The sequence below is a fragment of the Pseudomonas onubensis genome, from assembly GCF_965653655.1.
Lineage (GTDB): Bacteria > Pseudomonadota > Gammaproteobacteria > Pseudomonadales > Pseudomonadaceae > Aquipseudomonas.
In genome coordinates, this window is record NZ_CBFHAZ010000149.1 from 1 (window position 1) to 11,198 (window position 11,198).

Genomic DNA, 11,198 nt, shown 5'->3' on the forward strand with positions numbered 1-11,198 from the left:
CACGATGGCCGAACGCAGGCTTGAATCCGTGGGTAACCCGGCAGGACGCCGGGTTAGCCGCGCTGGGCCAAGGATGGCCCATCGCGGCGGCCCACGGATTCAAGCCGGAGTGAGGGCACACCGAGCCACAGCGAGGTGCCGAGTGGTGGGGCGAAGACTTTTTGGTTACTTTTGTGTCTTTACAAAAGTGACCCGCCGTCAGGGCGGAACCCTAAGCCGCCGTTACCGCAGCAACGGATATGTACACCAAACCAAAATCACACAGGCTTCTTAAGATCCCCCAACGGATCATAATCCACCTTTTTCTTCCCCTGAGACTTGTCCTTATCCAACGGCGCAATCGCCGGCCCAACAGGATCAACCTGCGGGTCCGACACATCAGGCGAATCCGGATCAAACCCCAATTCATCCTCACCGCTCGCATGCTCGCCCGAACCCGGGCCTTTTGGATGATTACTCACACTCACCTCCTGAACCTATAGCGGTCGCGCTTTGTCATGCAGGTTTTCGAGATCTTCCTCAACCCGCTCCACATCATCTTCATCCTGACGCTCGGCCGGGTCATTAGGGCGCAACGCATCGTTGTCACGCTCCTCCTCTCCCGGCGTACGGTCAGGGTTGGGTGTACCCGGCGGCGGTTGCTTGTACTCAGACATAATGGCTTACCTCAAATGGGCTACACAGGTTTAGAGAAACCACCCCAGGCCATCGTTCAACTTGTTTGCCCAAAGCATGCGAAGATGCCACCCCGCCTTTATTGAGACCTGACCCGGATGTTCGAGCTCAAACCCTGCGACCCCGCCACCTTCCGCCAACAAACCCGCCGCAGCACACTGATCATCGCTGTGCTGTTCATGGCCCTGGCCATGCTGCTGTCGACCCTGGCCGTGATGCTGTTCGGCGAACCCGGCGGCGACAATTTGCGCTTCAACGTCGGCGGCGTATTCGCCGGTGTATTGATCACCATCGCCCTGGTACGCGGCCCATTCTGGACCCAGCAGTGGCTTGCACCTGCCGTGTACGGCTGGCAGCTCAAGCGCAACCTGATGCGCGTGACCAATGTGATGCACACCCTCAAAGACCGCGTACAGGCCAACGACCCCACCGCTCTCAAGGTGTTGCGTTTTTACCACCTGGGCCTGACGCAGATGCACGACCTGGACGCCAACTCCAGCGCCCAGGCGCAACTGGTCGGCGAGATGCAAGCGCATAGGGCGAAGATGCAGGCACTGGGGATCGACACCGAACAAACCCGCTTCGACCCCGCCTGGCTGGAAGGCTTTAAAAACCCATAGTCAGTTGGAAACCTTCGCGCGCCAGCAGAACACCGCGCTGACGGCAATCGCCGCGCCCGCCAGGCCAAACACCCACGGCGCCGACGCCACCGGCAGCAACAGCCCCGCCAACAGCGGCCCGAGGCCAGCGCCGACATCGCGCCACACCGCGTTGGAGGCCAGGGCCGAAACGCGCATCGTGCCAGGGTTGCGCTCGGCCACCAAGGTGGTCACCAGCGGCAGCTGCAATGCGCGCAACACCAGCACCGCCGCTGCGCCAACGATCACCCAGTAACTGCCAAATGCCGTGAGCGCCAAGGCACTCAAGAACGAAAACAGCAACAGCATCGAGGTCGCGCCAAAACGCTGCGCCGCACGCCCACCCAGCGGGCTCAGGAGCATTTCCGAGGCATAGCGCAGGGCCATCAGGCCACCGGCGATCAGCACTGCATCGCCGCCGAGGATCTTCTGCGCCTGAATCGACAGGCCAAAGATAAACAGCCCGTCCAGCGCCACGCCTTCGATAAACGACCACACGGCCACGCTGTCCGGCCACTTGAAGCGCCGCCCGGTGCTGTGCAAATCATGCCCGCCAGTCGGCAAGCCGCGCGCCACCCACAGCCCCACCAGGCAGCAGCCGGCCAGAATCATGAAGATAGGTCGCGGCCCGGCCCACAGGGTCAACCAGCCACCCAGCGGCAGCGCCAGCATCGGCCCGAGGGCGATCACCGCCCTCGAACGCCCTGCCCTGCGCGCCGCGCCAGCAGGCTCGGAGGTGGCCAGCACTTGGGTCGACAGGTTCAGCGCGGCAAAACACAGGCCCCAGATCAGCCGCAGCCCCAACAATGCGGCGAACCCAGACAGCATCGAGTTACCCAAGGCGCACACCGTGGCGGCACCGGCGGCGATCATGCAGGTTAGCCGGTCGCCATTGCGGGCGTAGAAATTCAACACATGGCGGTAGCCGAAAATCCGCACCAGGCGGTTGGCTGCCAGCAACACCCCGGCCTGGGCCAGGGTGATGCCAAAGGCCTGGGATTCCATGGGCAGCAGCAAGTAGAGCAGCACGTCGCTGGGCAGGCATAACGCCAGGGTCAGTGCGGCACGTCGGGAGGTGGTATCAGCAGTGCGTAGGGCCAGGCTGGACATAAATCTGAAACATCCCGAAATATTCAGGCCGCCACGTTAGCGTTGCCGCCGCGTGTTTTACAAGGGCTAAACCTTGTGTTTATACGGCAACAGGCGCAGCCCGCTGGCCACACTGCCCACCAGCGCGAACCCACAGCCCAGCCACAGCGCGTACTGCGGGCCGCTGCCCAGGGAGAGGTGGAAACAGAACGCCACCAACGAGGCCCCCAGCGTTTGCCCCAGCAAGCGTGAAATCGCGACGATGCCACTGGCTCCGCCGCTGCGGGCCAACGGTGCGCTGGTCATGATGGCCTTGAGGTTGGGCGACTGGAAAAAACCGAAACCGGCGCCGCACAAGGCCATGCGCCAGCCGATATCAAAGGCGCTGGCGCCGCTGCCCAAGGTCGCCAACGCCGCCATGCCCGCGCTGAGCATCAGCAAGCCGATGCCGCACAACAGGCCCAGCGACACACGATCCGCCAACCGCCCCGCTACCAGCGCCATCACCGCCACCACTGCAGGCCACGGCGTCATCAGAAAACCGGTGGCCACCTGGCTATGCCCAAGCACCGCCTGCAACAGAAACGGCAGCGATACAAAGGCCAGGCCCTGGGCGCTGAACGCGCAGATGGCCGTGAGGGAAGACAGCGCAAACACCGGGCGCTTGAACAAGTCCACGGCCAGCATCGGCGCCGGGTGACCGGTTTCACGGCGCAACAGCAATGCGCCGCACACCAGCGCCAGCGCTATCAAACCGAGGGTCAGTGTGCCTTGGGCGCCATGCACCGCCGTGCCCAGGCCCAGTACCAACAGCGCGAACAGGCCGGCACACAACAGCGCCGACAACCGATCGAACGCGTGGCCGGTCAGCGGCAGTGTCGGCAATGAACGCAGGCCCAACCCCAGGGCAAGCAGCCCCAGCGGCACGTTGATCAGATACAGCCAATGCCAGCTCGCCACCGACAGAATCGCCGACGCGGCGGTCGGCCCCAGTGTAAAGGCCAGCCCCACCACCAGCGAGTTATAGCCCAGGCCGCGCCCAAGCATTTTTGACGGGTAGATATGCCGCAGCAACGCCGTGTTGACGCTCATCACCGCCGCCGCACCCAGCCCTTGGGCCACCCGCGCGGCGGTGAGGGTCAACAACGAACCGGCCAGCCCGCAAAACAGCGACGAAACAATAAACAGCAGCAAACCGCCGAGGTACACACGCCGGTGGCCCAGCACATCACTGAGCGACGCGAACGGTAGCACCGTGGCGATAATCGCCAACTGGTAAGCGTTGACCACCCAGATCACCGAGGCCGAATCGGTGCCGATACCCTGCGCCAACGTCGGTAGCGCCGTATTGACGATGGCGGTGTCCAGGGTTGCCATGCCAATGCCCAAAGACAAGGCGATCACCGCCGGCAAGCGTTTATTGGAGGGCAGCCCATCGGCAACAGAAGACATGAACAATCCGCACAGGTGACAAAGGCCATTAGATTACGGGCTGCGCGGTTTTTTTACAGTGGCCAATTGCCTGGCTGTCCGAATTTTCATGTTTGTCGGCGTCATTCGACGATCAACTCACTGCCCAACCACCTGGCCAGGTATTCACCGGCCTGGGCCACACCCGCCTCTTCGCCCAGGCGCGTAACCAGAAACTCACACAGCCCGGCAAAGCTGCCGTCGGCCTGCAAGTGCAACACGGCCTCCAGCTCCAACGCACTGACCTGGCGTAAACGTGAGGTGTACTGCCGCCGCCACACCAATAAGCCGCCCGCCTCAGGCAGCATCATCGCCTGCGGCGCAGCCGCGTCTTGCCACAATGCCGACCAGATAGCCTCGGCATTGGTGCTCAGCCCATGGCAGCGCAACGACGGCGTCAGGCGTAAAACGGCGCTGTCCCAATCCAGCTCCGCCAGGGCTTGCAACGGCAAGGGCGACGCATCGGCGGCGACAAACGCTTCATTGAGCGCCGACTCGATCCAGGCCAGTTCGTGCACATCCGGGTTATTCGGCAACACGGTCTTCAAGGTTGCGTAAAACCCTTCGGGATACGCGTCCATGGTCCAGGCATGCGGGGGTTGCTGGTCGATATGGGTAATGCTGGCCGCCAGAAACGCCTCCTCTCCCAGCCAACGTCGCACCATCGGAAACGCCTGCTCCAGGCAACCCACCAACTGCGCGCGATAGTTGTTCTGGTACACCGCCAGGCCCGCGTGGTGGTCGCCCAGCAGCCGGGCCGAGTCATCCGACGCACTCACCAGCCAGGTGCGAAATGCCTGTTGCCACTGCGCCAGGTTCATCGCGCCAGCCCCAAAGCCCGTGCCATCGACAGCGCCTCAAGCAACTCGGCCAGCGGCGGGATAGCATCATCGCGCTCAATCATCGTGGCCACCGGCCCGAGCAGCGCAATGGCCTTGGCATACAAATCCCAAACCCCGCTGCACACCGGGTTGTCATGGCTGTCGATCAACAGTTCACGGCCCTGGCTATGCCCGGCCAGGTGAATCTGGCGCACGCGCTCGGCGGGGATGCCCTCAAGAAACGCCAGGGCATCAAAGCCATGGTTGCTGGCACTGACAAACACATTATTGACGTCCAATAACAACTCGCAGCCCGTGCGCGCGGCCATGGCGGTGATAAATGCCCATTCGCTCATGCACGCACCGTCAAACGCCAGGTAACTGGACGGGTTTTCCACCAGCAGCGTGCGGCCGAGCACGTCCTGAGCCTGATGAATATTGGCGCACACACGGTCCAGAGCCTCGTCGGTATAGGGCACCGGCAACAAGTCGTGGGCATTAAAACCACCGCTGCGCGACCAACTCAGGTGGTCGGAGACAAACAGCGGCTGCACCTCATCGACCAGCGACTTGAGGCGCCGCAGGTACGCCTGGTCCAGCCCTTCGGCGGTGCCGATCGACATCGACACCCCATGCAGCGCCACCGGGTAACGCTCGCGGATCTGGCGCAGGATGTGCCGTGGTTGCCCACCCGCCACCATAAAATTCTCAGAGATCACTTCGACAAAATCCACGGGCACCGAAGTTTCCAGGAAGTCGCAGTAGTGCTCCTTGCGCAGTCCCAGGCCATAGCCGGAAAAGCGTGGGTTAAATGTCGGCATCATCGGTACTCCAGCAAAAAACTGTGGCGAGGGAGCTTGCTCCCGCTCGGCTGCGCAGCAGTCGCCCGTTTCTGGAGGCGCTGCACAAGCAAGCTTGCTCGCCACAGGAAGGCGTTATTTCGGTTCAGTCAACGTGCCGCCGGCCTTGAGGCATTCAGACGGCGTCTTGACGATCACGCCCTCACCCTTGCAGCTGTTAAGGCCCTTGCAGTCGTGCTTGGCGGTGGCGCACAGGCTTTCGCCCTTGCAGCTGTTGACGCCATAGCAGCGGCCGGGTTTTTCCTGTTGGTCGGCGGCGCTGGCGGCACTGGCGAATGACGCCGACGCCATGGCAATCAGGGCGGCGGCAGCGGCGAGGCTCAGACGGGATTTGAGTGCAGTGTTCATGGGTATTTCCTCTTTGAGTGCTGTGCGAGGTGAGAACTGTGTGGGCTGAGAGCAATTATTTGATAACGCAAGCAGCGTCTTCGATGACCTTCGCCACCGCCTCAGGCTGGGAGATGTACACCGCGTGGCTCGCCTTGATTTCGGTGACCCTGGAACCGGCCCGCTGATACATCCAGCGTTGCAGCGCGGGGCTCAATGCACGGTCTTCGGTGGACACCACGGCATACGTCGGCTTTTTGTGCCATGCCGCCGCCCACACGGTGCCGCCGAACAAGGCGGTGGTGGCCGGCACTTGGGAGGCGGCCATGAAGTCGGTGCGGTTGGTGGTCAGGTCGGCGGCAAAATCGGCGTTGTATTTGCTGCGATCGAAAAACAGGTGACCGTCGCGGCTCTGCTTGATGTCATCGCTGGGCGCCGGCATCGAGCCGATCAACTGCGCCATGTTCTCGCCCACTTCCGGCTGCAGGGCCGAGACGTAGACCATCGACTTGACCTTGTCGCGGTCGCCGGCAATCGAGATCACCGCGCCACCGGAACTGTGGCCCACCAGCACCACCGGGCCGACTTGTTGCTCCAGCACTTCACGTGCCTCGGCCACATCCGCCGCGAGGTTTTCGTGGCCCTGGTGCACCACGGTAACCTTGTAGCCCTTGTGAATCAGGATGTCGTGCACCACACGCCAGCCGGAACCGTCGACAAACGATCCGGGCACGATCACCACACTTTTACCGGTGCCGGGCTGCGGTGCATCGGCCGCCTGGGCCAGCATGGGGACAGTCAGGGCCATGGCCATGGCCAAAGAAGAAAGCATGCGCATCGGGTATCTCCATCAGGGTTGTTAAGGTTTGCCGAACAGCCGGCGATCCAGCGACCACGCCCCGCCGCCATAGGCCAGCAGCGGCAGCAACAGGCCCACCCAGGTCAGGTGCGTCGGCCAGGCCTCGGGGTATACGAACACCTCGATCACCAGGGTCATGCCCAGCAGCGCAGCGGCCGCCGGGCGGGTCAGCAGGCCCAGCACCAGCAACAGCGGGAACAGGTGTTCGGCGTAGGTCGCCAGGTGCGCGGCCCAGTCCGGCGGGATCAGCGGCAAGGCGTATTCCGAGCGGAACAGGGTGTAGGTCGACGGCTTGAGGCTCAGAAAACCGCTGACCTTGGTACGCCCCGACAAAAAGAACACCGCCGCGATACCCAGCCGTGCCACCAGCAACAGCAGCGCTTGGGGCAACAGGCGCTGGATCACGGCTGTTCCGTCAGGCTGCCGAAGCCTTTGGGCGTCTTGATCTGGGTGCAGGTGCCCTTGTCGACCAATACCCAGGCGTTGCCCTGGTAATCGGCGGTGGCGGTGCCGGCGCACGAGGTGCCTTTGCCGGCGGCGCAGTCGTTGGCACCGGCGAGGGCCACGCCAAAGCATTTTTCCTGGGGCTTGGCGTCGTCGGCATGGGCCATCGCCGCAAAGGCGCTGAGGGACAGGGCGAAAGTGGCCGCAAGGGCCGCGTAGGGTCGCTTCATCGGTGGATCTCCTGGCTTGACTGAGTGTGGCCAGGGCGCGTGTGGCGGTGGGTAACCGCCTGCGCCGGCTGGTGAACAGAGTTAAAGCCAGGCGTGTATCCGGTCTGTGTCGCCGGCACGCCAGAACGTCATGCCGATGTATCAAGGTGGTGCAGGGATACTTTGTAATACAAAGCCAATAAACCACCGCCAAATCGCCAGCGTTTTAGTCGGCATCCCGAACGACACAATTAGAAATATTCGTGTTTCCGAACGAAGGCGTCCGCTGGTCGCCAACGACCCTAAAAATCACCATAAATTTCATATGGTTGTTGTCATCTTTGATACATGCCAACTGGCATACATTCTGCTTTATCAGGTTTTCCGGTAATAAAATGTTTCAAGCTTGAGACAGTCTCATCCTCTGGAACATCCGCCGTGATACGCCCATAACAACGATTACGCCCCAAAGGAGGGCGGCCTTTCCGACTTTTTGATCGACATCAACTTTCCAAGACTGCTGCTGCACATCTGCACCCCAAAAAGGGCGAATGGCCTGATCGCCAATAACAAGCCCGACTATAAAAAGGACGATTTGATGAGCTCGAGCAAGAACCACGCAGTGTCCTTAATGGACGCCGATCACCCGACCCCGGCAGCCGCAGAGCATGTCCTGGGCTTCGGCCCCTTCCTGTTACTGGCCAGGCAGCACGTACTGCTGCGTAACGGCGAGCCGGTCAGCCTGGGGAGCCGCGCCCTCTACCTGTTGATCGCCCTGGCCACCCGCGCCGGCGAATTACTGGAGAAGACCGAACTGATCGCCTTCGCCTGGCCCAAGGTGGTGGTGGAGGAATGCAACCTGCGTGCGCAGATTGTCGCGTTGCGCCGGGCGCTGGGCGACGATGGCAACTTCAGCTACATCGTCACCGTGCCGGGGCGTGGTTACCGCTTTGTGGCGCCGGTGACCGTGCAAACCGCCGGCGAAGAAAGCCTGCCGGTGCCCTTTGCACGCGCTGAAGAGCCCGCGCTGCACGTGCCGTCCTGCGAGGTCATTGGCCGCGACAGCCTGATTTCAAGCCTTGCCGAACAGTTGCTCAGCCAGCGCTTCGTCACCCTCACCGGCCCCGGCGGCATCGGCAAGACCACCGTGGCCACCGCCGTGGCGCAGCGGCTGGCGCATGCATTAAAACTCGACACCTGCTTCGTCGACCTGGCGCCCGCCACCAGTGGCGAGTGGGTGGCCGGTATGCTCGCCAGCGCCCTGGGGATCCAGACCATCAGCGCTGACCCGCTGCCGATCATCGCCGCCACCTTGGCCGAACGCCGCCTGCTGCTGGTGCTGGATAACTGCGAACACGTATTGCCGGCCGCCGCCGACGCAGTAGAGACCCTGCTGCGCTGCGCCCCGCAATGTTATGTACTGACCACCAGCCGCGAGCCGCTACGTGCCGACGGCGAACGGGTGCATGACCTGGCGCCGCTGCAAGTGCCCGACGAACACAGCCGCCTCAACGCCAGCGAGGCACTGGCCTGGTCCGGCGTGCGCCTGTTTGTTGAGCGCGTGCGCGCCCTCGACCCCGACTTTGTGTTCAGCGACGCCGATGTGGCGGCGGTCTGCGCCATTTGCCGCAAACTCGACAGCAATGCATTGGCCATCGAGATCGCCGCCGCGCGGGTACGCACCTTTGGCGTCCAGGAACTGGTCGGCCTGCTCGACGGCAGTTTCCGCCTGCAAATGACCGGCCGGCGCACCGCCCTCGCCCGCCATCGCACCCTCAGCGCCACGCTGGACTGGACCTACTCGATGCTCAGTGGCGAGGAGCAGGCCATGTTGCGCCAACTGGCGGTGTTCACCGGCTCCTTCACCCTGGATGCGGTCAAGGCCATGACCGCCAGCAGCAGCCTGGACCCACGCAACGCCCTGCCGTTGCTCGAAAGCCTGATGGACAAATCGCTGTTGATTGCCGGTGAGGCGCAGTTGCTCAAACGCTATCGCCTGCTGGAAACCACCCGCGCCTATGCCCTGGAAAAGCTCGAAGAACACGGCGAAGTCAATTCCACCAGCCGCCGCCACGCCCACTATGCCCTCGGCGTGTTGCAAGAAGCCGGGCAAACCCTGGACGGCCTGTCGCCAGACACCTGGATCGCCCTCTACGGCCCCGAAAACAGCACCATTCGCTCAGCCCTGGACTGGGCCTATTCCGCCAGCGGCGAGCTGCCCCTGGCCATCGAACTGACCCTGGGCGGTGTGCCGTTATGGTTGCGCCTGTCGCTGGTCAGTGAGTGCCGAACCTGGGTCGACAAGGGCTTGGCCAGCGACGCCGTCGCGCCCTTGGCCGTGCGCCAGCGCATGCTGCTGCAAACCGCCCTGGCCAGCGTGCTGATGCTGACGTACGGCACCGGCGCACAAATGCGCGAAGCCTGGCGCCAAGTCCGCGAAGATGCTCGCGACCTGGGCGATGCCGAACACAAAATGCGCGCCTTGTGGGGCCTGTGGACCGACCGCTGCGGCTGCAACCAATACACCGAAGCCCTGGAACTGGCCGAGCGTTATATCACCCTCAACAGCAGCGGCAACCAGCAATTGCTCGGCAAACGCATGCGCGCCGTGGCGCTGTATCATATGGGCGACCTGCTGGGCGCGCGGCAAAATATCGATGAAGCGCTTGGGTCGCCATCGGCACCGCGCTCGCACATCATCGACGTGCATTTTGACCAACGCATTGCTGCCCGCAGCCTCAAGGCCAAGGTGCAACTGCTCGAAGGCGATGTCGACCCTGCATTGCGCCTGATCGCCAGCTGTGTGGACGACGCCATCAGCCTCGACCACCCGGCCACCCTCTGGTACACCCTGTGCCTGGGCGCGCTGCCGCTGGCGCTGCTGGCGTCCAACCTGCCTAAGTTGCGCTATTACCTGGGCCTGCTGCAAAGCAGTACTGCCCGTCAGGACCTGCCGATCTGGCGGCAATTTCGGCTGTGCTTCGAGAACATTCTGCTGATCCGCGAGGGCTCGCCGGAAACGGGTGTACCGCAATTGGGCGAAGCCTTGCACCACCTGCAAAGCCAGGGTGACAGCCAGCTCTACAGCCTGCTGCGATGTGAATATGCCTTGGGCCTGGCACGCCTGGGCCTGGAAAAACTGGCGTTGGAAGTGTTGGAAGACACGCTGCAATTGGCGGTTGGCCGTCATGAACGCTGGTTTGTGCCGCAGATGTTGCGGATCAAGGCGCAACTGATCCTGCGCCAGGGGAGCTATGGGTCGGTGGACAAAGCCAAGGTGCTGCTGCGCCAGGCGTGGGTGGATGCGCAGTTGGCAGGGGCGCATTTTTGGCGGGCGCAGATTGCTACGGACTTGGCGCGGTTGCAGGAGCCTAAGTTGCGGATTGCGGCGTTGCCGCGGTTTCAGCATCGGTGATGGGGGTTGGGTTGGGTGTATATCCGTTATTTGGGTAATGGCGGCTTAGGGTTCCGCCCTGACGGCGGGTCACTTTTGGCAAACGCCCGGAATGCCGGCCCAGCCAAAAGTAACCAAAAGGTCTGTGCCCCACCACTCGGCACCCCGCTTAGGCTCGGTGTGCCAGAACGAAGGCCATCGTGGTTAACGGGGCGTCTCAGATCAAAATCAAGATCAAGATCTACAGCACGGCGGCCTGAAAGCCGACCTGAGTGGTTGAAGCAAGAGCCAGATCAAGTGCAAGGCAAAAGCCTATCTACCTGATGCAGCGCAGTCTAAATGTGGGAGCGGGCTTGCTCGCGAATGCGGTGTGTCAGTCAATTCATCTGTTACTGACCCACCGCATTCGCGA

The 11,198-nt window shown here is 62.6% G+C and carries 12 protein-coding genes; 2 read left to right on the forward strand and 10 right to left on the reverse strand.

What is annotated here, in order from left to right:
* Positions 1-257 precede the first annotated feature (257 nt).
* Complete coding sequence (locus ACTD9P_RS28035; RefSeq protein ID WP_438870195.1) at positions 258-461, reverse strand: DUF6021 family protein; 204 nt, start codon at positions 459-461, stop codon at positions 258-260.
* 15 nt (positions 462-476) lie between these two features.
* Complete coding sequence (locus ACTD9P_RS28040; protein ID WP_219266706.1) at positions 477-656, reverse strand: hypothetical protein; 180 nt, start codon at positions 654-656, stop codon at positions 477-479.
* 117 nt (positions 657-773) lie between these two features.
* On the opposite strand from ACTD9P_RS28040, the gene ACTD9P_RS28045 reads away from it, so the two are divergent.
* Positions 774-1,295: a DUF3087 domain-containing protein gene (locus ACTD9P_RS28045; protein WP_438870196.1), complete on the forward strand. Its 522-nt coding sequence runs from the start codon at positions 774-776 to the stop codon at positions 1,293-1,295.
* Here the strand turns inward: ACTD9P_RS28045 and ACTD9P_RS28050 are convergent, their stop codons facing one another.
* The 8 genes from ACTD9P_RS28050 to ACTD9P_RS28085 all read right to left on the reverse strand — a co-directional run bounded on the left by ACTD9P_RS28050 (position 1,296) and on the right by ACTD9P_RS28085 (position 7,413).
* A complete protein-coding gene (locus tag ACTD9P_RS28050) occupies positions 1,296-2,423 on the reverse strand; it encodes an MFS transporter (protein ID WP_438870197.1) in 1,128 nt (375 codons plus the stop codon). It lies immediately after the preceding gene.
* A gap of 66 nt (positions 2,424-2,489) precedes the next feature.
* Positions 2,490-3,854: an MFS transporter gene (locus tag ACTD9P_RS28055; RefSeq protein WP_438870198.1), complete on the reverse strand. Its 1,365-nt coding sequence runs from the start codon at positions 3,852-3,854 to the stop codon at positions 2,490-2,492.
* Positions 3,855-3,955: 101 nt separating this feature from the next.
* Positions 3,956-4,693 carry an HvfC/BufC family peptide modification chaperone gene (locus ACTD9P_RS28060; RefSeq protein WP_438870199.1) on the reverse strand — a complete coding sequence of 246 codons (738 nt, stop codon included), beginning with the start codon at positions 4,691-4,693 and terminating at the stop codon, positions 3,956-3,958.
* Positions 4,690-5,514, reverse strand: coding sequence for an MNIO family bufferin maturase (bufB, locus tag ACTD9P_RS28065; protein ID WP_438870203.1), 825 nt, complete (start codon positions 5,512-5,514; stop codon positions 4,690-4,692). The genes ACTD9P_RS28060 and bufB overlap by 4 nt, the downstream gene beginning before the upstream one ends.
* A gap of 114 nt (positions 5,515-5,628) precedes the next feature.
* The gene (gene bufA2, locus ACTD9P_RS28070) at positions 5,629-5,901 is read right to left on the reverse strand and encodes a BufA2 family periplasmic bufferin-type metallophore (protein ID WP_017137586.1); all 273 of its coding nucleotides are present in this window, start codon (positions 5,899-5,901) and stop codon (positions 5,629-5,631) included.
* Positions 5,902-5,956: 55 nt separating this feature from the next.
* Positions 5,957-6,718, reverse strand: a complete 762-nt coding sequence (locus tag ACTD9P_RS28075) for an alpha/beta fold hydrolase (protein ID WP_438870200.1) — start codon at positions 6,716-6,718, stop codon at positions 5,957-5,959.
* Positions 6,719-6,739: 21 nt separating this feature from the next.
* Complete coding sequence (locus ACTD9P_RS28080; protein WP_438870201.1) at positions 6,740-7,144, reverse strand: DoxX family protein; 405 nt, start codon at positions 7,142-7,144, stop codon at positions 6,740-6,742.
* Complete coding sequence (locus tag ACTD9P_RS28085; RefSeq protein ID WP_017137583.1) at positions 7,141-7,413, reverse strand: BufA1 family periplasmic bufferin-type metallophore; 273 nt, start codon at positions 7,411-7,413, stop codon at positions 7,141-7,143. Before ACTD9P_RS28085 ends, ACTD9P_RS28080 begins: the two co-directional genes overlap by 4 nt.
* A 577-nt stretch (positions 7,414-7,990) precedes the next feature.
* Between ACTD9P_RS28085 and ACTD9P_RS28090 the strand changes: the two genes are divergently transcribed.
* Complete coding sequence (locus tag ACTD9P_RS28090) at positions 7,991-10,807, forward strand: ATP-binding protein (RefSeq protein WP_438870202.1); 2,817 nt, start codon at positions 7,991-7,993, stop codon at positions 10,805-10,807.
* Positions 10,808-11,198 lie beyond the last annotated feature (391 nt).